The organism is Paenibacillus sp. ICGEB2008 (assembly GCF_000307675.1).
GTDB lineage: Bacteria > Bacillota > Bacilli > Paenibacillales > Paenibacillaceae > Paenibacillus > Paenibacillus polymyxa.
In genome coordinates this window covers 420,618-443,253 of sequence record NZ_AMQU01000007.1, presented here as the reverse complement: position 1 = coordinate 443,253, position 22,636 = coordinate 420,618, and the positions used below count along the sequence as shown (strand labels likewise).

At 44.6% G+C, this 22,636-nt stretch carries 16 protein-coding genes and 1 pseudogene; 2 read left to right on the top strand and 15 right to left on the bottom strand.

Annotation, left to right across the window (positions count from 1 at the left end; genetic code table 11):
- Positions 1-36 precede the first annotated feature (36 nt).
- From C400_RS0106790 to C400_RS0106770, 5 genes are read right to left on the bottom strand one after another with little or no spacing between them, the layout of a single operon-like run.
- Entirely contained in the window at positions 37-1,185 is a 1,149-nt protein-coding gene (locus C400_RS0106790) for an archaeosine biosynthesis radical SAM protein RaSEA (protein WP_017426433.1), read from the bottom strand.
- Between the two features lie 2 nt (positions 1,186-1,187).
- Entirely contained in the window at positions 1,188-2,594 is a 1,407-nt protein-coding gene (locus C400_RS0106785) for a condensation domain-containing protein (RefSeq protein ID WP_017426432.1), read from the bottom strand.
- A gap of 12 nt (positions 2,595-2,606) precedes the next feature.
- Entirely contained in the window at positions 2,607-3,638 is a 1,032-nt protein-coding gene (locus tag C400_RS0106780; protein WP_017426431.1) for a class I SAM-dependent methyltransferase, read from the bottom strand.
- Positions 3,635-6,550, bottom strand: a complete 2,916-nt coding sequence (uvrA, locus tag C400_RS0106775) for an excinuclease ABC subunit UvrA (RefSeq protein WP_017426430.1) — start codon at positions 6,548-6,550, stop codon at positions 3,635-3,637. Before uvrA ends, C400_RS0106780 begins: the two co-directional genes overlap by 4 nt.
- A gap of 39 nt (positions 6,551-6,589) precedes the next feature.
- On the bottom strand, positions 6,590-9,679 hold the full coding sequence (locus tag C400_RS0106770; RefSeq protein ID WP_232795325.1) for a cyclic peptide export ABC transporter: 3,090 nt from the start codon (positions 9,677-9,679) through the stop codon (positions 6,590-6,592).
- A 590-nt stretch (positions 9,680-10,269) separates the two neighbouring features.
- Between C400_RS0106770 and C400_RS27500 the strand changes: the two are divergent.
- Positions 10,270-11,150, top strand: a pseudogene (locus C400_RS27500) (condensation domain-containing protein).
- Positions 11,110-14,760, top strand: coding sequence for a non-ribosomal peptide synthetase (locus C400_RS0106765; protein ID WP_232795324.1), 3,651 nt, complete (start codon positions 11,110-11,112; stop codon positions 14,758-14,760). The pseudogene C400_RS27500 and the gene C400_RS0106765 overlap by 41 nt, the downstream one beginning before the upstream one ends.
- A gap of 180 nt (positions 14,761-14,940) precedes the next feature.
- Here the strand turns inward: C400_RS0106765 and C400_RS0106760 are convergent, their stop codons facing one another.
- The 10 genes from C400_RS0106760 to C400_RS0106715 all read right to left on the bottom strand — a co-directional run bounded on the left by C400_RS0106760 (position 14,941) and on the right by C400_RS0106715 (position 22,636).
- Positions 14,941-15,906: a glycoside hydrolase family 25 protein gene (locus tag C400_RS0106760; RefSeq protein ID WP_017426428.1), complete on the bottom strand. Its 966-nt coding sequence runs from the start codon at positions 15,904-15,906 to the stop codon at positions 14,941-14,943.
- 154 nt (positions 15,907-16,060) lie between these two features.
- Positions 16,061-16,507 (bottom strand): phage holin family protein, encoded by a 447-nt coding sequence (locus C400_RS0106755; RefSeq protein ID WP_016821295.1) that lies wholly within the window; start codon positions 16,505-16,507, stop codon positions 16,061-16,063.
- 91 nt (positions 16,508-16,598) lie between these two features.
- The gene (locus tag C400_RS27165; protein WP_017426427.1) at positions 16,599-16,742 is read right to left on the bottom strand and encodes a CD1375 family protein; all 144 of its coding nucleotides are present in this window, start codon (positions 16,740-16,742) and stop codon (positions 16,599-16,601) included.
- Between the two features lie 59 nt (positions 16,743-16,801).
- Positions 16,802-17,089 carry a hypothetical protein gene (locus tag C400_RS0106745; RefSeq protein ID WP_017426426.1) on the bottom strand — a complete coding sequence of 96 codons (288 nt, stop codon included), beginning with the start codon at positions 17,087-17,089 and terminating at the stop codon, positions 16,802-16,804.
- Between the two features lie 15 nt (positions 17,090-17,104).
- Positions 17,105-17,782, bottom strand: coding sequence for a tail fiber protein (locus tag C400_RS27495; RefSeq protein WP_017426425.1), 678 nt, complete (start codon positions 17,780-17,782; stop codon positions 17,105-17,107).
- A gap of 15 nt (positions 17,783-17,797) precedes the next feature.
- The gene (locus C400_RS0106735; RefSeq protein ID WP_017426424.1) at positions 17,798-18,187 is read right to left on the bottom strand and encodes a phage tail-collar fiber domain-containing protein; all 390 of its coding nucleotides are present in this window, start codon (positions 18,185-18,187) and stop codon (positions 17,798-17,800) included.
- A gap of 42 nt (positions 18,188-18,229) precedes the next feature.
- Positions 18,230-19,018: a putative phage tail protein gene (locus C400_RS0106730; RefSeq protein WP_017426423.1), complete on the bottom strand. Its 789-nt coding sequence runs from the start codon at positions 19,016-19,018 to the stop codon at positions 18,230-18,232.
- A 41-nt stretch (positions 19,019-19,059) separates the two neighbouring features.
- Positions 19,060-19,326, bottom strand: a complete 267-nt coding sequence (locus C400_RS0106725) for a hypothetical protein (RefSeq protein ID WP_017426422.1) — start codon at positions 19,324-19,326, stop codon at positions 19,060-19,062.
- 59 nt (positions 19,327-19,385) lie between these two features.
- Positions 19,386-19,934, bottom strand: a complete 549-nt coding sequence (locus C400_RS0106720; RefSeq protein ID WP_017426421.1) for a hypothetical protein — start codon at positions 19,932-19,934, stop codon at positions 19,386-19,388.
- A gap of 14 nt (positions 19,935-19,948) precedes the next feature.
- Positions 19,949-22,636 (bottom strand): hypothetical protein, encoded by a 2,688-nt coding sequence (locus C400_RS0106715; protein WP_017426420.1) that lies wholly within the window; start codon positions 22,634-22,636, stop codon positions 19,949-19,951.

Sequence of the window (22,636 nt, the reverse complement as noted above, 5' to 3'; positions counted from 1 at the left end):
TGAGCTGACGAATCCACATGATCTTTAATTGGTGGACTACTTGATTAATTCACTATTCAAAATACTCAGTCTCTCCTCAAAAGGAGGATGCACGTGCTTCAATTCTTTCTCCCATTCCGCCTTGCAGCTGCAATCCAGATGCTCCAGAACGCTTGGATCAAGAGTGTGATTATACTCCTTCAACGCCTCCATCACTCGATCACTGCATTGCGGGCAATTGTAAGGCACCCCGACAGGAGAAGGATAAAATTGGAACAATCCGACGATGATCTTCCCCAAATGCGCCGTCCGTTTTACCACCTCAACGATGCTCCAGAGCCATGCCGGTTTATAGGCCTCTTGATCACTTAAATACTGCACCAGTGTATAATCCTGTACGGTACAGCTTTCCAGTGAAACAGTCGTCGTACCGATCTCAAAAGCATGTTCAATCGTTTGTACGGCATGCTCGATAGCCTCTTGTTCCGTAATAAAAGGCGGCTTCAGCAACACATAGCTGCGTAAATTTAGCTCCTGAGTCACCAAGCGGGCGGCCTTGTCAAATTGTTTTAATGAAAAGCCCTTGTTTATGCATACATACCGCAAAAAATCATCAATCATTTCAAGTCCCATGGCGACTTCCACATGCTTATCCGGTAAAAGGCGCTTAATTTCCGCCATATTTTCCTGCGTTACAAACTCGGGTCTGGTTTCAATAACCAGCATTTTGATTTCGGGCTTTTCCCCAACCATGCGTATGATCTCCCACAATGCTTCAGCTGGAACTTCATTGTCGTTGAGAATGGAACCGTTATTATACAGATTGAGTAAAGGATATTTGGTAAAATCAATCCGATTGAACTCCTTCCGAAATTGCTCCAAATAATAATGGGCGGAAAGAGGGCCGTCTTTGCGCGTTTGCTTGGCTAAATGACCGCACATGGTGCAGCCGTTTCCATTTTTCAGAGCCCACTCGCATCCGTTCGACATTAAATACATGACTGCGCGTTGGTAGTTTTTCCCTTGAAAGTTTTCCTCACGAATATCCGTTTCTGTCGCTACTTTGTCCAAATGATACTGTTCATCCGGAATTTTGGCGTGAATTTCCTTCATTAAATTAGCAATGAGTCGGTAATAGTGGGCAGTTTCCTTCGTAGTCATCCATTGATAGGAATCCATTTGTTCCCAGTCCTTCGGCTTTCTCATCTTCATACACCCCTTTTCAAAGTATCCGGGCTATAATCAAATTCAATCGCCCAGACCTCTTGCAGTCCCTTTTCCATCTCCGTCAAGGAGTGAATATCCTGAATAGCACAATCTCTTTCTGTAACCATCAGCCTGAGTAAAGCGACATAACGTTCACATAAGAGTTCTATTGTCGATGTTTCATATGTTGAAGGCTGATACAACATTTGGATGGCTGTTTGCTCCATTTGATGAATACTCACTAGAAGTGAATAATCCGTTACGCTATGCCCGGCAAAGGATTCCAAGGTCAATTCACTTTGTCGATTGATCTCCAGGGGATAATTTTCAATCACGAGCAATGTATCAAATAGAGGCTCTGTGCTTCTGAAATTTCCGTAAGTTTGTATATCCACAAGCGGTGTTGTTTCGTAAGGCTGCCTCGCTATACTCGCTTGCTGAACATCGAGCAGCGCTTGTTGCAGCGTATCGCTATTCCCAGACTGCAACCGCATAGGAACTGTGTTCATCAGAAGACCTACCATTCGTTCAATTCCAGGCAAGCTGCTGGAGCGGCCAGATACTGTTGTGCCGAAAAGCACGTCTTGCCGACCGCTAACCCTTTGTAGCAGAACGCCCCAAGCCGCTGTAAAAAGGGTACCTATCGTTACCGATTCTTCCTTCGCGACAACTTCCAACTCATTCACCAGATCTGGCGGCAATATATACGATTCGCAAGCCGTATCGCTTATTTGTGGGGCAGAAGTGGTATTAAGCAGGTACAGGGGCTGAGCTTCATATCCAGCCAGATAAGCTTGCCAAAATGCCTTGCTTCCGCTCTTATTCTGCTTTCCAAGCCATTTCACGTACTCTCGGAAACGCGGCTTGCTTATCCGTTCCGGTTCTCGGCCTGCACGCAGCGTACGATATGCGTGGATAAACTCACCCAGCACAATACCATTACTCCAGCCATCCATCACAATATGATGATTGCTGACCATCATGATATGACGATCGTGCGTCAGCCTAAACACTGTAATCCGCAATAGTGGGCCCTCGGACAGGTCAAACCCTACGGCGCGATCCGCCTCTCGCAGCTCCTGCAATACCACCTCTTGCTCCATCTCTGCCATTTCTGTGAGGTCATGGAACGCGAAAGATAGTACGCGTCCTTTTAAGATAATCTGAACCGGATTCTGGATCTTTTCCCAGCGGAATACGCTTCTCAGCACTTCATGCTGTTGAATCGTCCATTTCCACGCCTCACAGCAGACAGATAGATCAAGCTGACCACGTAGCGTATAGCTGTATTGTTCAAAATAAGCTCCTGTATCCTTGTCCCGCAAATAGTGATAGAGCATTCCTTCCTGCATGGGAGTCAAACCAATAACATCCTCCACATGTGTTTTGTTCAAAGGACGGTGGGCCATGGTCGTTCCCCCTTACATTTGAATGATGGTGCCAATCCCATATGCGAACAGTCCCTCTTGCGGGTGACGAATAAACGGTTCTCGACAGCCCGTTGGGTCTACAAATTCCTGAAAGGACGGATAGCTTTGTTTCACTTCATCCCAGAAAACGCCAACATCATAACCTCTTCCCCACGTTTCAGGCCGCATGCTGATATCATGAAAAGCAATCATACCGCCCGGCGCCACCAACTCTTGATACATGCGGAAATCCGAACTCACACCACCGTAGGAATGATCTCCATCAATAAATAGCAGGTCAATCTGGCGATTTCCCAGAACCTTTTTCAAATCCTGTTTGGTCGAGCAGTGAAATGAACGATCGCGAATAAAAGAAAACTGCTGTTTCGCGCTGCCGAAACTGGAGTAAAGCTGCACCTCATTGTCATCCTGACCACCTCCATACGGTCCACCCGGATAATCAATACTGACGAGCAGGGCTTCCGGGTCGGCTAGTTGGCTCAAGCAATAAAATACGCCGCCGCTGGCTGTCCCGATCTCAACGACTGTTTTAGGCTTTTGGCGCTTCACGACCTCCAGAAAACGACGCAGCTCATAGGGATTCTGAATGGCTGGAAAAACAGGTACATGCTCAGCGACCTGCTCCAAAATAGCTCTTAACCGGATGGATTGCGGACTGGTTACGTCCTCTTTAAGATTTTCCGGGGAGAGAAGTTCAAACAACTCGGGCACGATAACCTTAGCCAAGAGTCCTTCTACATCAGGCTCATCTTCCCCGTCCACTAACCAGGCTTCCGGCAACTTAGGAAGCTTGTCCTCTGGATTCTCTCCTTTTTCAATGGCTGCTTTGAAGTGACTCGCCTGCTCCCGTGTTAGCTTCACATACCCAGGCTTCCATGCATGAATGAGCAGAAAATCACCTTTCACCTTGATATGATCCAAGCCAAACTTGTGCACCCATGGCAGATCGTTGTATCGCTTTTGCAAATAATAATTTAAGGGGCCTGTCGGAAGAATTCGTAAATGGTCCAATCTGTTACTCATGCTCTCACCTCGTCCTCGTTGAAATCCATTCCGACATTACGCAAAAATGAGCCGGTATGGGAATGCACACAGGCTGCAACCTGCTCAGGGGTTCCAGCCACCACCAGCTGTCCACCTCTGGTCCCTCCTTCGGGACCAAGATCCAACACATAATCTGCCGTTTTGATCAAATGCAGATTATGTTCAATGATGAGGACGGTATTACCTTCATCTACGAGCTGTTGAAGGATGGTTAGCAGACGCTGGATGTCGTCAGGATGCAAGCCTGTGGTCGGTTCATCCAAAATGTATAACTGGCTGCGCCCCTTTTTTAACTGACCTAGCTCCTCCACCAGCTTAATACGCTGGGCTTCCCCGCCAGATAATGTCGTTGCAGACTGACCCAGCTTCATATAACCAAGACCCAGTTGGTTCATAAGCTTCAGCTTGCTGTAAATAACAGGCTGGTCAGCAAAGAAAACTGCAGCTTCTTCAATACTCATCTCCAATACATCCGCAATATTCTTCTCTTGATATGTAATGGCCAGTATATCTTCGCTGTAGCGTCTGCCCCGGCACGTCTCGCACATCATTTCAACGTCAGACATAAACTGCATTTCAGTGACGATCACCCCGAGTCCTGAACAAACTTCACAGCGTCCACCCGGTGAATTGAAGCTAAAATGTGCATCCTTCCGTTGCAGCTGTCTGGCTCTTTCAGTCCTGGCAAACAACTTACGGATAGCGTCAAACACCCCCACATAGGTAGCCGGAGTGGATCGCGATGTTCGTCCAATTGGCTTCTGATCGATACAAATCACCTGATCAATCGACGCTTCTCCTTTCATCTCTACATCGTGCTTCAGATATGCAGGCTTACCATCCAGGTGAGCACGCAATTTTTCATATATAACGTTATGAACCAGCGTGGTTTTCCCTGATCCGGATACCCCTGTGACACAAACCAAGCAACCGAGCGGTATGCGTATGTTCAGGTTCTGTAGATTATTCTCCCTCGCTCCCAGCACCTCCAGATACTTCCCGTCACGAGCCTTTCTCCGCCTTGAGGGCAATGGAATACCTCGCCGGCCGGCCAAATATTGTCCCGTCAAAGAATTGGGATTGCTCATGACTTGTTCCACCGTCCCCTGTGCCACAATTTCACCACCGAGCGCTCCTGCACCAGGTCCAATATCCACAAGATAATCCGCTTGGGCCATAATCTCTTCATCATGTTCGACGACCAAGATGGTGTTTCCCAAATCCCGTAGCCTGTGAAGCATTGCTATCATTTTGCCGGTATCCTTCGGGTGCAATCCGACACTGGGTTCATCCAAAATGTAGATCATCCCCATCAGTCCTGAGCTTAGTTGAGTCGTTAAGCGTACGCGCTGCGATTCACCACCCGAGAGCATCGTCACCGGACGGTTCAGACTTAAATAGTCCAGTCCCATGTCGAGCAGCAACGCCAGACGAGTCTTCATTTCCCGTAAAATAGGCTGTGCGACAGCCGCAAGACTCTGGAAAAATCGGGGGGCCGCTCGCAGTAGTTCATCGCAGTATGCATGCAGCTCAACTAACGGCATATTCGAAAAATCACGGATCGTTTGATCCCCTACACGATACAGAAGACGTTCTGCCTTCAAACGGGCTCCTCCGCAGCTCGGACACACTTGTTCTATCATGACTGCCTTATCTTCCGCTTTCATGGCGCTCATTTCGTCCTTGGCATTAGCGTTGAAGCGCTCATAAATGAGATTCACAATGCCTGCAAATTTTTCATGCATTGGCTTGCCACCTGTAGCAGGATTCTCAATGGCAATCTTTTCCCCTTGAGTACCGTATAGCACAGCGTATAACGCCTCATTCGGCAGATCCTTTACCGCCGTATTCAGGTCAAAATGATACCGGGTCGCCAGTCCCTCTAAAATTTTTCGATTTTTATGAAATTTCTCTTTCTCGCATTGCCAGCCAAGCAGGTGGATCGCTCCTTCGGCCACACTTTTGGATCGATCAGGAATCACACGTTCGAGATTCACTTCATAATGTGTGCCAAGTCCTGTACATGTCGGACAAGCACCCAGAGGACTATTGGATGAAAAAGCTCCTGCCGAGATTTCACTGACCATCATTCCGCAACGGCAACACCCGGAGTTTGGAGTACATGCAGATCGTTTATCGACCATAGGTCGAATTTGCATCCATCCGTCTCCCACATCCAGCGCCTTGTCTACCAGAACTTGAATATCTTTGACTTGCTCCACGGAATTTGAAATCGTCACTTGACCAACCAGTACCTCCAGCCGGTTGTACTCTTTTCCTAGGTGTACTACCTGTGGAGACATACTGGAGAACAAAACTTCTGCTTGCTGTACATCCAGCAATTTTTGGTTCCAATTTAACTGGGTATAGCCCTTTTTTCGTATTTCCTTCAGCAACGCTACAGGCCCGCCATGTGGCATGGAAAGAATTGGCGCATATACATCAATAGATGTATCAGATGGATATTGGAGCACCTGCTCTGTGATTTTCTTTCTGCTTTGAACAGGCAATGCTTCCTGGCAATAGGGACAAACGGCCTGACTTGTTCGTGAAAACAATAACCGCACATAAGAAGAAAGCTCGGTCAATGTTCCCACCGTAGACCTTGGATTCCGGGACAACGTCTTTTGCTCCATCGCAATTGCCGGAGACAGCCCTTCGATCAAGTCCACATCCGCATCTTCCGTTTTTCGCAAGCCCATTCGCTCATATGCGGACAGCGACTCCATTAAGCGTCGCCGTCCTTCTGCATATAGTGTATTGAACACTAGTGACGATTTCCCTGAGCCGCTTACTCCCGTGAAGACGACCAATTGATCACGCGGAATCCGCAAAGAGATATTTTTCAGGTTATGCTGTCTGGCGCCTTTGACAACAATGTAGTTTTGCATGTTTAAGCCCACACTTTTTTATAAATTTTAATGGATTGGTTATGAGCCACTGACTTCAGCACTCAGTACTTCCAGCTCCTTCATCTGTCCCATTTCCATCTTCAGCAGGCGGTCTGCGGTATGAAAATAATGGTCATCATGCGTGATGGCGAACACAATTTTGCCTGCCGCCTTCATTTCAGGCAGAAGTGTATGATAAAAGAACTTTCGGAACTCTGGATCTTGATCCGCAGCCCATTCGTCAAACAAATATACAGGTCGATTCTCCAGATAACAGATCAACAGCGCAAGCCGCTTCCGCTGGCCGCCAGATAGCTTGAGCGTGCTAAAATATCCATCCTTAACCGTTACTTTATCCTCCAATCCCAGCCTTTTCAGATAAAGAACAATGTCAGATTGCTTTTCCTTATAATCAATGTCGTACAAACGCTCAAACAAATGGAAATCAGAGAACACGGTGGAGAAATACTCGCCCGAGGTACGTGGGTCAATGACTTCTCCATTGATCGTGATGTATCCCGTTTGTGGCGGGTAAAGAGCGGTCATTAGCTTGGCAAGCGTTGTTTTACCACTGCCGTTGCCGCCTGTAATAAAAATGATCTGTCCTTTAGCGGCCTCCAGCGTAATAGGTCCGACCACAAAGCTGGACTCTCCAGTCACGTTGCTGTACTCAAAGCTAAGATTGTGAAAACCAATGCGTTCCACAGCAACCTCTTCATCTACCCCATTCGCAGTATCATGTACTTCTCCACTGTCATTAGTTGGCATTTCCGCAATAAAGGTTTTAATTCTTCGCCAGGAGGTCCGAATCTGGAACAACTCCGGCACAGCCTGCAACAACCCGTTGATCGGTCCAATCAAATAAAGAAACACGACAACAAATTGAATTAATGTGTAATCCTTTATGTTCGGGAAAATCGTCGGGAACACAAAGGTTACTACACCTAAAATTAAAATCAGCAGCGTTTCGCCCAGCACCAGCGCATTGGTAAATTTAATACGGGACACCGAGCGTTTTTGCCGATACTGTTCACAGCTATCCTGAATATCGCTCCCGAACTCCGCCTTTTTGCGACCATGCATACTAAGCTCTTTAAAGCCTTTGAGCATGTGATCGATAAACCCCAAATATACGTTTTGGGTATCCCTCGCCTCTTCCCAATAACGGTTAGCCGTACCGCTGACAAGGCTATAAAATGCGGCGATCACCGCAATCACGACCAGCGAGAGAATTGTTCCCCAAAACGAAATCGTACCGAGATAAACAAAGCAGCAGATGACAGTCAGCAAGCTGGTTGCGAACCCGACCGCCACATTAGCCGAGAAGCCGACCATCTCCGTATCATTATTTAAAGTGGCTAAAATTTTGCCGTTGTCCATGCGTTCTAATTTGTCATAAGAGCTGTGCAGCACTCGTTGAATGAGTTCCATCCGTTTTCGATAAATCATGTTATAGGTGATCTTCACTAATTTGGTTTCAATCAGCTTGCGGCCGAAAATATATACTGCCAGCGCCAGCCCGAAATAATACAGCAGGTATTTGAGCGGAATCTCGCTGCCAATCGAGAAATTGACGATAAAAATGACAAAGGCATTCGCCGCACCGCTCAGCAAGCTCATCATCACCAACAAAGGAAGCGAACGTCTAGTTTCATCTGCGTTAGGGAAAAGCGTACCCAGCACCAAGTAGACAAAGCTCAAGAGCAATCCTAGGCCCAAGGCCCCAATCGCAAACGGAAAGCTAAACGGAGACCAGACAATCGCGGTTGTCCAGGAAACCCCCTGCATCGCAGTAGGAACCAGATAAACTCCATACAAAAACGGTGTACTGCAAAGTAAAAACACCAGCCATGTAAGCAGCTTTTTTGGATTCAAAGACTTATAAACACGTTGTTTGCGGATGATGTCCCGTACAACTGTAATCAGCAGAACTCCTACAGCCAGCACATAACATGCCAGCATAATCGTAATGACGGACCATGCATTATCTGTTTTCTGATCCGGCTCATACGGAGACACAGGTTGACGATCTCGTAAAATATCCATCAGGCCGTGACCCGTAATATACGTTAAAGTGGTACCGTTATTCGCCATAATCCCTACAGCGAGCTGATCTTGAGGGCGAAAAACCATATATGCAGAAAAATTCGGATTTAATCCAGCCTTCGACACCTCTCCATTTCCGCTTTGATAATCAGCCCAGCCCATAGCATAAGACGACATATCAAACTTGCTGGGAGCCACAGTGCGGTCAGGCGCATGCGTTTCCATAATTAATGGAGTCATGGGAGATTTCAGGCTGCCCAGTTGATATTTGAGCCAGGTAGCCAGGTCATTACCGTCCATCATGATATAACCAGCAGGACGATTTCCCCTAAAGACAGGGGATTGATATTCACGTGCTTGAAAAAAGCCGTTCTTGTAGCCTGTTGCCAGTGTGGGTGCGGCTTCTGTGGGGTAAAGAGTGGTCTTATGCAGACCCAATGGCTGAAAAATATGGGCCTTCATATAATCTTCGTAAGGCTGCCCCGTGACCTTTTGAATGACAGCCCCCACGATGGCATAGTTAATGGTGGCATATTCAAAGCGTTCGCCAGGACGGTTATGTAATTCTAAGCCATTCACATTCCTCACGACCTGTTCGAGTGAATCGACGCGGTTGGAGATCGGAATGTCGGTAATCGTATACCATGGAATGCCGCTGGAGTGGTGTAGCAACTGTCGCAGTGTAATCTCGACATTTTGGTGTTTGTACTTGGCTTGGAACCATGGAAAATACTTCGAAACAGGATCATCCAGCTTCAACAAACCCTGCTGCTGTAGCTGCAGTACGGCAAGTGCTGTGAATCCTTTAGAACAAGAGGCAATTTCAAAGCTTGTCTCAGGTGTAACAGCAGCTTGCTTGTCCACATTTGCATACCCAAAACTTTTGAGGTAGGCCGTTTCTTTTCCCCGAACCACCACTACTGTCATTCCGGGGATATGACCTTCCTGCATTTTCTCATGAATAAATGCTTCTAGACGTTGAGTCGTGGCTTGATCCAAACCTGCTGCGGCTTCCGCGTGATTAGGCAGAATACATGCCGCCACTAAAGCGAAAATCAGAATAACCGCTGCCATTTTTCTCATGATCATCTTTTTACATTCCATAATCGCTCCAGCTTTCTTTGTAATATGTAATCAAAGCATGCTTGACCAATATATGTAAGACTAATTATCTAGTAATTATATAAAAACACTAGGATAAATAGTATTCAAAACGAAGCATTCAATATGGCGTATAAATATGCGTAATTTTATATTTATTTTATGGATATTTAAGCAATTTATAATGAATATATATTAAATAGGAATGGGTTTATGTGACGAAAAATCGGGAGATTACCAGGTATTGATCTTAATTCGGAGAGTCAATTGCCAAAAATACGTAATAAACTAATAATTATCAATTTAATTGAATTTGTATTAACACCTTAACATTTCATCCCGTTCGGATGTAGTGAGTTAATTCACACTTTTTCGAAATTCCCTAGTAAACCTACAAAAACCTTTTAAAGGGAACTCGTATGTTTAAATTGGTATACAATTGTCGAAAATCTGTTTTATTTTCCTCATAAAAATACAATTTTTCTGCTTGATTGTTTTTATTTGGTCGGATAGCATCATTTTTATGTAGACTCTACGTTTTTCAAAATCTGCATGTATAAGGAGGCTAATGTATGTTCTATGCATTAACGCATGCTCAAAAAAGGATTTGGTATAACGAAAAAATACATGGTACGACGGCCATGCATAATCTGACCGGACTAGTACGCATTCAAAAGGAACTCGAGCTTGATGCACTGGAGAATGCGATTCAGCTCTTCATTTCCAAAACTGAAGGCCTCCGTATCCGGATCGAAGAGCAAGATGGAGAACCCGTACAATACGTTAAGCCTATGAAAAGGAGAATATCGAATATCTCGATTTTAGTCATGAGACTGATCCTGTACAGCATTTTGAACAATGGCTGAAGGTCGTGAGCGGACAAGCGATGCCTCTGTTGAACTCCAAACTATATTCTTTTGTTATCTTTCGGCTGGGACCTGATGATGTTGGTTATTTGGGTAAATTTCATCATATTATTGCAGACGGTTGGGCTTTACATATCGTGTCGGAACGAATTTCGCAGTATTATACTCTACTAGTCAACCACCGTCCTCTCCCTGCTGATGAAGAATATTCCTACATACCTATCATTGATCAAGAACAAGCCTATCTAGCATCTGAACGTTTTATCAAAAATAAAATGTTCTGGAATGAAAAGTTTCAAACCTTACCTGATATGATACCCATCAACAAAAGTAAAGATATTTCGGCCGTTCGCTCATCCTTTGCCATCGATAGCGAAACCTCTCGCATCATCCAGAATTTTATCCAAAGCTCCAAGCTTTCTGTAAATGTGTTATTCGTATCCGCCCTTCTGCTTTACATCTACCGAACGACTCAAGAAACCGATGTAGTCATCGGGACACCTGTCCTGAACAGATCAGGAAAAAAAACAAAAAAATACGTTTGGCATGTTCACCAGCACAATGCCGTTTCGTATCCAAGTGGATGAAGCTTTAGATGCCTACTCCTGGATGAAGCAGGTGGGAACAGAGCTAATGAATTTTTACTTTCATCAAAAATATCCGTATGATCTTCTGGCTGGTGGTTTGGAGCTTGCCCAAAAAGGATATAACGGTCTGTTTGATATGTGTGTTAATTATTACAATATGAAATTTAGTCCCCAATTTGATGGATGCCCCTATGAAGTTCAGGAGGTATTCAGTGGTTATCAGCCTTATGCCCTGCAGCTAGTTATACGTGATTGGGAGGGGAGCGGAAAAATTACGCTGGATTTTGACTATAGAGTGAAGACTTTCAGCGAGCTGCAGATTGCCAAAATGTTTGAGCATCTCATGCATATGATTCGCGAGATGATCGAGCAGCCATACACTCCGATTGCGGAAATTGAAATGCTGTCTACGCAGGAACACAATGAGCTAATCTATGAGCTGAATCAAACTCACTCCCCCTATCCTTCGTCCCTAACCATTACTCAGTTATTTGAACAGCAGGTCGTTGAAAAAGCTAATGAAATTGCCTGTTACTTTGAAGAGCAAACGTTAACCTATCGTGAGTTAAACGAACGAGCTAACCAACTGGCGAGGTTTTTAAAAAGTAGGGGGATTGGCCAAGAGAGTATCGTCGGAATCATGGCGGGGCATTCGTTTGAACTTATCATTTCGATCTTAGCTGTATTGAAATCAGGCGGGGCCTACCTGCCGATAGATCCACACTATCCAGCTGACCGTGTTAGCTTTATGCTGGAGGATTCCGGGGCTGCCTTGCTGCTCACCGACGCACCATTGGATGATGATATCTCTTTTTCCAGAGAAGTCTATCGTATGGATGATGCATCCCTGTACGATGGTGATGACTCCAATCTGGAGCCGAAAATCGGATCGGACCAGCTCGCTTATGTCATTTATACCTCTGGTTCTACAGGCAAACCTAAAGGAGTCGCAGTCCACCACAAGGGACTTGTGAATTACATATATTGGGCGAATAAAACCTACTTTACCGCCGCACGTGAGGTCTTTGCCTGTTATTCGTCAATAGCCTTTGACTTGACCGTCACTTCCATATTCACCCCATTAATCAGCGGTCATGCCATGAGCCTCTACAGGGATGACGATTACAGCGAATTTGTATTGTTTCGCATTCTGAAAGACCAGCGTACAACCATTGTGAAGCTTACTCCCGCCCATTTGTCCCTTCTTCAAGAGTCGAATATTCGTACATCGAACGTCCGCAAATTCATTGTAGGTGGAGAAGATTTCAAAGTCAGTCTTGCCCGGAACGTTCATGACATATTTGGTGGCAATGTTACTCTGTACAATGAGTACGGACCGACAGAAACCGTTGTAGGCTGCATGATCCATATTTATGATTCGAACCGAGATATCCGAAGATCCGTTCCTATCGGCGTACCTTCTGATAACGTGGCTATATATGTGCTGGATGCGTACTTAAAGCCTGTTCCTATGCAGGTAAAAGGAGAAATTTACATTTCCGGTCCCGGAGTGGCGAGAGGATATTTGAATAGACCTGAACTCACAAAAGAAAGATTTCTCGATAATCCTTTTGTTCCAGGAGAACGAATGTATAAAACCGGAGACTTGGGAATACGGCTGGAAAATGGCCTGATTGAATACCTTGGCCGGAAAGATCACCAAGTCAAAATCAAAGGCTTTCGTATCGAACTGGGGGAAATTGAAGGCGCGCTATCCTCATATCAAGGTATTCAGCACGTTGTTGTGAATGTAGTGGAATCGGACGAAGACAATAGCCAGCCTATGTTGTATGCCTACTATGTATCAGATGCTGCTGTCTCTCCCGAGCTTCTCAAAAATTATTTACATGCTTGTCTTCCCCATTACATGGTGCCTAGCCATATAATCCGGCTCGAGACCGTACCACTTACGTCAAATGGTAAGGTCGACAAGCGTAAACTTCCTGTACCAGACTTGTCCTCTGGATTAACGAGCATATATGAGGAAGCTCATAATGAGGTTGAAAATATTCTCGTACAGGTTTGGGGAGAGCTATTCCAGATGGCTAACATAGGTATCCATGATAATTTCTTCGCACTGGGCGGAGACTCTATTAAGGCGATCCAAATGACATCCAAATTAAATAACTATGATCTGGAGATAGGCGTACAGGATATTTTAGCGCATCCCAATATCGCGGAGCTTGCTCATTATACACGTCCAAAGCGTCAGCTATACGATTCAGCTCCAGCCAGCGGAGAAATTCTGCCCACTCCTATCTCCAGTTGGTTTATGGCGCAGACATTTCACAATCCTCATCACTATAATCAATCGATCATGCTTCTGCTGAAAAACGAAATGGATCGTTCCGCTTTGGAAAAGGCCTTTCAGAAGGTGATCGAGCATCACGATGCTTTAAGGATGAGCATGGAGCCTGATGGCAAGTTATTTTATAATCCAGAACTGGCCACCGTCTCGTTCAAGCTGGATTGTTACGATATGATGCATATTTCAGCCGAGGCCCGGCAACATGAATTCAATAACCTGGTGCATAACCTGCAATCCGGTTTCGATCTGTCCCACCGTCTTCCTATCCGCGCAGCTCTATTCGATCACGGACAGGAAACTCGGGAACTGTTCATCACTGCCCATCATCTGGTTGTAGACGGAGTTTCCTGGAGAATTATATTGGAGGATTTATTGAATGCATACCATGCTATAAAAGAAGATGAGGAGGTAAATTTCCCAAGAAAAACAGCCTCAGTTCAAGCCTTTGCTCAAGAACTCCATCACTATTCCACGACTGCGGATCTACGGAAAGAGCTAGAGTTTTGGCGCGAAATAGAGGGTGGAGTCCGCTATTTTCCAGCATCTATCACAAGCCTACCAACCGCTACCGTAAACTATGCTTCATGCGCTGTGGTTGAAGAACATCTGTCTCCTGTCCAAACGCACAAACTGCTCCATGAGATGTCTCAGGCTTACCATACCGAACCTGTAGATTTACTGCTGGCTGCCTTGGCGTTAAGTGTAAAGGAATGGACCGGATTGGACGATTTCACTTATGAGGTTGAGCATCACGGAAGGAGTCTAGATCACATAGATGTATCCAGAACGGTTGGCTGGTTTACTGCGTTATATCCCTTACGTATTCAAATGCCGGGCACAGAAATAGGCAGTATCCTTGCACATGTCAAGGACCTGCGAAGACGTGTCCCCCATCAGGGTATAGGTTATGGCATCTTAAAATATATGCTAGGGGCTATTGAAAAGCATACAGACATTCGTCCTATACGCTTCAATTATCTGGGACAATTCGATCACGAAAGTCAAAGTTCAGACTATGTATATAGGGATACTTCAGACCGTCAAAATGTAGACAACGCCAATCATCTAACAGCCGCCATCGAGGTCAATAGCCTGATTGTTAACGACCAATTGGTGATCGATATGATGTACAGCACAGAAATGTTTGAAGAGGAAAGTATAACTGAATTTATGCATATGTATGTCCAAGCAATTATTCGGATCATTGATTTTACCGTTCGTCAGCAGAATGTTCATTTCACTCCTTCGGACTTTGAAACCGCTCAGATTAGTCAGGAGGATATTGAATTACTTTTCGAGTAAAGATGCATTTTCCATTTACCTTTTTTTGGGATTCAACCTATTCAGAGGTCATAAAAAACATCACTTAACCATAAGGGCAGGCGGCTGCATTTAACCGCCTGTCTATTTAGGCTTCGCTCGTAGTTTCTTTACTCATTTCATATAAAAGTGGGATGGGCAGTGTATAAGTTCTTTCGAAGATCATTTGGCTTTTTTAAACACACCCAGACGGTTCAACACGACCAGTAAGCGATAAAAATCATAACTGCTTGGCAGCTTCGCATCCACAATCGGACTTGCCGGATTAACTGCAACGGCGGCAGCTACCGCTTCCTTGGCCCAGACCGGTACAGGCATAGCCTGACGCGCCTCCAGTTCAGCTACTCGCTGATCCACCTTTTTAATATACGCGCTCTGTTCATTTAAAGTTTGCTTGAGCACATCTTTGCTGTTTTCAAGGGCGTCTATCTGCTGCTGCAGGGCCTTAAATGCCGCTTTTTCCTCTGCTGTCATTGGCTCATCCCCCTCTTCTCCTGCAAATGCTTGGCGTAGCTCGGCCTCTGTTCCGGCATATACATTCAGATCCACAGGCCCTTGAATGCCATCAACCCGTCCACTATCGCTGTATTGCCAGAAATCCCAGCGCTTCCATGCTGTGGTATCACTAGGGAGTCGTGTACTATAACGTGCAATCCACAGATTATAACTACCCAGCGGGTCTTTAAAATGGGCAGCAAAAGCATTGCCCGTATATACCATCGGCTTGCGGCCGCTTACTCGTTCAAATTCCGTCAAAAATGCCAGCGCAATCTCATGAATCGCGGCCGAGCTAAGCTTTCCCGGATTGTTTTCATAATCCATCACCGCTGGTAAGCCGAGCGCTTTCGCGCCTCCCACCTGATCCAGTACCTCGGCGAAATGTCTGGCTTCCCCTTTGGCTGCGTTTACACTGGTTGCATCTACAAAATGGTAAGCTCCCAGCAGAAGCCCGGCTGCCTTGATCCCTTTTGCATTCATGATAAATGTTGGATCAACGTAACGCTGTCCTTGACTTGCTTTAATAAATGCAAACGATTTACCATCGGCTCGTACGCGTTTCCAATCAATCGTTCCCTGATATCGGGACACGTCAATGCCTTCGGCAGCATTAGGGATGCGATTTTGCATAAGGCGCTCCCTCCTTGTCATTCATAATGTTGTAGCACGCTGTCTCTGTTATCCATATGCTTGGACCAAGTAAACGGTCTGGGCTTTTCCATTTTTACGCCGAAAAAGGGCGAAAAGGTAGTCTTCCTTTTTTGTAATGGCGACAGTCAGCACTTTATAAAGCTTTATTTTGCTTGTCAGAAGGATCGGTTGGCTTTATTTTTTCCCCACTCGACTTGGACTCAAAAATGGCTACCGCATTTCGCAAAATATCCGGCATCGGCACTCCCATTCTGCCCACATTTTCTATAATGGACAACAGCTCGTTCGCTAAATAAAAGAAAACGACGGCATCCCGGAAATAGTGTGCATCCCCGAGAATACCGTCGATTAGATGGGCTACCGTAATGAGCAAAAACACGGTAACCTTGCGAAAAATACCGTAATATCCTTGGCGGCTTTTCAGCTCCCCATTAATCCAGGCCGCTGCCCATCCGGTGAAAAAGTCGATCACGACCATCCACCACAGCAACGTCAGCATTGTAGTCCACCCCCCGAAAAAATAACCGATCAAGGTCCCCGTGGAAAACCCCAGCCAAATCTGATCGATCTTTTCATGCATGTTTGTTCCCCCTTTTGAATCTAGGTTTAAAATGAATGCCCTCGGTTAATCCAAGGGCATTAAAAAACACGCTGTGCGCAAGCGTGTTTTCTTATACTTGCTCAGTTCTGGCTAAATCCAAATTCGTCTTAACCATGTCTTGCAGCACTACTGGCACATCTTCAATTGAACGACGACCAGATAAAATAAGTTGTACGAAAGTTACCGCGAATGATTTTTTCATTCTATTATCCACCGTATTACCTCCTCTAGTTATTATGCTGAAGTAAATAGTACCTATCTTTAAAATTCTATTTAAACATTCTGCTGTGACATCACTAATTGAATCAGCCCTGCAATTGTCTCTTTGTTATCTAGATCGGCTTGTTTTAATATCTTAATTTCTTTTCGGAGCTGTTCCTCGAAAGTTGGCTTAGGGCTCAGTGCTGGAATCTTTTCGAAATCACCTGTGTCCGGATGGAATTTACTTCCTAATACTTCGTATCCATCAACTTCAATTACTTTATCACCTGCTGGTGCTTCAATACTCTGCGATACTGCGAAAATTACGCAATCATTATTATACTGAGCAAAATATTTCATACAAACATCCCCACCTTAATTAAATTCTATGACTTCAAAACTTGCAAAAATATAATAATCTCCGCCTCTTTCATGAGTGAATTTGACTTGCGTTGGGCTTATAATGCTGGCCATATGGCTATGATCATCTCCGTAAGTTGTTAAGTTCAACATTGCTTTTCCGACATTGACAGGTGCAATATTTACAATACCGTCAGGCACATTACTGGAAATACTAAATCTTTGTATGCTTTTCACAGAACCAGTCTCCTTTACACTATTAATAAGTTGTCTTAATTCATCACCCATTGCCTTTACCGCACTAGGCGTTGCTGCCTGATCTGTAGCTGTACTCCCTGTGGAAGTATTAAGCTGCACAATCCCTCTCGCCTGTGTTGACGCAGAAGGCAAATCTGATGCAGGGTGACTATGCTGCTTAGGAGCTGCATATTGCTCTGTATACTTCTTGGCATTTCCCTCTGCTGCGCTCCAGGCCGCTTGTTTGGCTGCCGTAACATGGATCTCTGTATTGCTGGCATGATTGTCTAGCGCTTCCTTGGAAGCAATCCCGTTTCCAGCCGGGTCCTTTTTGATATTTTCAACCTGCGCGGCCAATTCCTGATCGTTTGCATAAAGAGTATCAATGGGGACATTCAGAACGTCCGCATGTCCTTGGTCGGTAGTAACAAATCTGCGTGGTTGTTGTATGCTCATATTTCTTCATCCTCCTTAATAAATATCATCAATTTCGAAAACAAACTCCATATCACTGTCCTTGACCTTATTAGTCATCGTACGGACAGCTGTTAATTTACCAGCCGAATCTACCAACGCAAGCTCATTAATAGTCTCACCCACCAATTCATTTTCTGCCAGTGAGCAGGTATACCGAATGGTTGCAGGAGCAATGAATTCTGAATTGGTAATATCCTTCTGAACCAATTCCTTTCTCAACACCTGTTCTGTTCCCTCCAATGGCAGTGGCTTCCCTGCTTGATCCACACCCCCACTACCAAACGCCATTTTTACCACTTTTGTCAGTGTTCCTCCTTCAGCGCGGGCACGTGCCATCTGTTCCCTTGCGTAAGCAGTTGTAACTGTCAGAACTTGTTCTGCCATACTTATCATCCCTTCTATCTTTAAGATAATTTCTTTATATATTTAAATTGAAATGACTTCCTCGGTTGAGCTTAACATCTGACTCCCATCCAGCATCATGCTGCCATCTAATGTCCAATAATGGTTTCGAATTTTCACGTTGGCTTCCTGATGATGATCCATTCGATGCTTGATGACTAGTCTCGTACGGTTGAAATATCGCATAGGTTCCTCTGTCCATCCGGACAAAGAGGCTATCCCGTCCAGTAGCTCGACACCATCTAAGTACCATGGCTTCCCACCAAAAAAGCGGGCTCTCGAACGTAATCGAATACGAGAAACCATTTCATTCTCATGAAGAAATGCAAGCCTAGTTTTGTTATTCATATAAAATGCAAGATGAGCAGGCTTAATATCCTCGATGATCTTTTTGAAATCAATCATATTTTCAGGAATACGGTTTTCAAAACTTATACCAAACTTATATTCCATCGGATGAAAGTCTACTTTCCCTTCCACACCAAAAGAGTTCATGATTTTCCGTACTAAGTCTCCTGAAAATTTACCGCTTCCACGGAGTTTCGACTCCACAACAGAACGTCGCTGTTCCAACGGCTTTTCCAAATCGACCGGGATACCTAACTCCATCTCCCAGCTTTCCAGCGCCCAAGTGGCTGTGCGAACAAAAAATTGCGCCAATGTTTCATCCAGCGCGAGATATAGAGCATCTAGTTCGCTACCCTTTGCATCCATATCTGCATACATTACGCGAGAGGTTTCGTAATAGGCTGGCAGACAGGAGAATAGCTCTTGTCCACGCGAACTGGACATTAGATCCATTCTTTCATACATACTCACTCCTCCTTTGAGTACAGGCATTTTTGCTCTGTGCTCTATACCGTCTTCTTACGGAAAATAGAGCTATACCATTTAACCGTTTCTCGCTGTGCACTAGAACCCTCCATAGATGGTAAATTCTCTACGTTATCCAATTCCAGATCAGAACGATGGGATAAAATCATTTCCAACACTTGTTTACGTTGTTGTTCATTTAAAGCATAGCTTCCAATAATAGATGCTACATGGTCTTCTCCCCGATCATAGCGGGTAATACAGGCATGAGCACAAATGCGTAACTGAGCCTCTGTTAAAACGGTCATAGTTATGACTTCACCTCTTTCAATAGGTCTTTTGAAGTTAAATAGGAGTAAGTACTTGTTTAATTTCCTGTGTTACCAAGCATGAGCTGAGTCAAAGTTAATTCAAGATCTGCTATACGCTGCTTCAATAGATCTGTCTCACTTAGCTGTTGTTCCGATTTTTGCGTCAGTTCTTTAATCGCTGCCCCACTTAATCCTTCACTCCAGAATGTCGTTGGATCTCTTCGTTCTGGGGCTGTAAATGTCTGAGCAAGATATCCCGGCTCGTCACCACGTTCATTTTCCAGCATGTTCTGCCATTCATCATGTAGCTTCTGAAATGCAGCTTGAGATTCCTTGCTGATTTGCTCATTCATCTTCTGGGCTTCTAACAATTTTCCATCATATTCCGCTTCATGGGTTAGCCAGGATTGAATGTCAAAATGAGGCTGGTATAATCCCGGTGGAACTGGAATACCTACGATATAACCAGTAAGTTTTTTTTCCTTCATAGTCTGATTCATGGTTTCTAATGAAGCATAAAAAGGGACGACTCCCACAAAGGCATCGTCCACAAGTTCATCCTCTAGATAGAGGCCGTTTGGATTTACTTTAGGAACCGCTCTCAATTCGGTCACTCCCCTTATTTTGCACGGTATTTAAAATCAAGTATCAAATAAGAATTGTGTACTGCGTTATCGCATTGTATACTGGTCTCGCCTACATATATAGTTGAGGGATAAGGGACACTACCTTCAGCAGAAAGTGCCGCAACCTCCATAGGTCTTTCTGCCTCATAACCGGCTGGTAACATAAATATCTTTGTTCCAAAAGCAGTGACACCTCCGCGAATAAATCCCTGTACATGTACCCAGCCCTGAGAATCCTTACAGTAGCCTAATGGTCTACGAGTATTATCATAGTTAACCCATCCGTTAAGTAACGTAGGTGCTATCCATTTTAAAGTGCTTTTTTGCTCTCTCCTCTCATTTTCAACGACCGATAAAAGTGCACTATTCTGTTGAACACTATCCACCAAGTCAAGCAAAAGCGTTTTTTCGTTGGCTGTGTAAGTTCCGATAAAGGTGGCAACGGGTGAACGATCAAACATTAAGTAGGTAGTATTATAAGACGACGATAAATCGAAATTAGCAGCTAATGTATACACTTGCTCTTTACCATAGGTGGATTGGTATTGATCTGAAACTGCAGCAGTTCTCCATGACAAATCTTTTTTACCATCTTTATAGACGGATAGGATTTTATTTACTTTATTTTTTAAAATACTCGGATCATCTGTACGACCGTTAATATAATAGGCCCCGTTTGTGTAAACAGCCTTTGACCGTTCACGTAGTATAATTCCCGTACCGATTTCAACCTGATTCTCACCCTCCATAAAGGTTAACTGTCCCTCGCTAACGATAGGTTCAACAGTAGGCGCCTCAAGCTGATAAGTGAGTTGTTGCGTTGTCCAATTTCCATACCTTGTGTATGCCAAGGAAGCTATATCTGTTGTTGGTAATGTTGTAACGAAAAACGTTGCAGATGGCGTACCGTTAGCCACATAAATAGAATCTATTGGGCACCACGCCTTGCCTGCTTCTTCGTTATTAAAGGGTTTGCTTACATCCCCTTGTCCCGCAAGATACATCTTCCAACCATTAAAATACGCCTTAATTTCGTCCGGTGTCGGTATATAGCTGTCTCCCCATCCGCTATCTGCAACCGACACCCCTATTTGAAAATTATCGTACGTGCCATTATTACTCGATGAACCTATATTGAGGCTGTCAGATTGACTAGTTACACTTGCATAATCCGATTCTTTAATAACCTTGCCGTCAAACTTGACAAATATCCCAGTACCATTTATGGCTGATATTATTCCGTTGTTTGGTGAGCCTACCGTTTTAATCCCTATTACCGATGTGTAAAACGCATACTCCCGATTATCATCCAGCACTAGGGTTTTCCACTTCTTAGACTTAAAGTATTGGCCCTCCCGCTCAAATACCGTATCAGCATTTTCGCCCGTAACAGGATCGGCATGCAGGTCTGCTTGTAATGCCAGCATGGAGTCTTCACGGGGTTTGAATGGTTTGGCAATGCTTCCAATGTTAAGCATCATTTCTGAAAAGACAAACGTACCAAAAACACCTGTGTCCGCTCCAACTATAATACGCAATCCATATGTCCCCGCAGGAGTTGTAAACGTCTGTGACAAAATATGCTCACCGTTAGCGACTGCATATGGACCAGTGTCTAAGGGTTCTCCAACGTAACTCCCGTAAGCATCTAGTGCGTGAATATTATAGTATCCACCTGCACCAATGACTCCGCCGATATTAGATACTGACACTTTCATAGATAGAGTATAAACTTTACCAGCTGTAGCAGGAAGGTTCCAAGCATACAAGCTATATCCCGCCGTACTTTTAGTGATAGTGGCGACATATGGAGCAGTAATTTTTTTTGAACCTGCAGTCACGCTGTTTTCAGCTTCATAAATGCTAGGCAATAAATTCTCGCCATACCGAATCGCATACGGATTACGCACAGGCATAATGCTGTCTACATATGGATATTTAGTAGATACTTGTTCAGGTGACATGCTATCTAGGGTAGCATATTCTGAAGCGCTGACCTCATAAAGACGAATAGCATCTGCATAAAAAGCTTGGCCAGTTGCTGTTGAAATCGATGAAACTTCCAGGTTTATCGCAGTATCATTTGTCGGTGCACATTTTGTATAGATCGTTACGAATCGACTTTGATCTTTTGACTGCTTGAGGGCCTTATTACCACCTGTTGAAAAGTTTACATAGATATTGTTTGAAGCATTGATGTTTTTAACATCAGCTAGGGCGATATAGTATCTTCCACCAGTAAACTTCAATCCGGTACTATACACGTTATACACACCGGAGGCATTCTTTGCAGTAACCTTGATAGATCCTGCACCCTGCGCCTTATTAGATGTTTCAACTGCAAGATCAGCTTCCCAACCTAAAAGGCTGCCGATTCGGTCACAAGAGCCTGCCCGCCCCAACAAATTCACTAACGTACGCCCGCTCAGCCCCGTCAACGAAAATGGCGCAGCCTTTTCCGCATGAACAATCTGTACCCCAGGTTCCAAAGTTACCGCCTTACGCTCTGTTGTATTCAAACGCTTCTTAATCTCATTCACACCGTCATTCACGTCACCTGCAAATTTATCTACAGACCGCCAGTTTTCATCCAAGTACTTCTCCAGATCAAAATATGTTGTTTTGGGCGATGTGCGGTCAATTTGATTTAAACCAAGATTCGGTGTTTTTTCGCTTGCCAT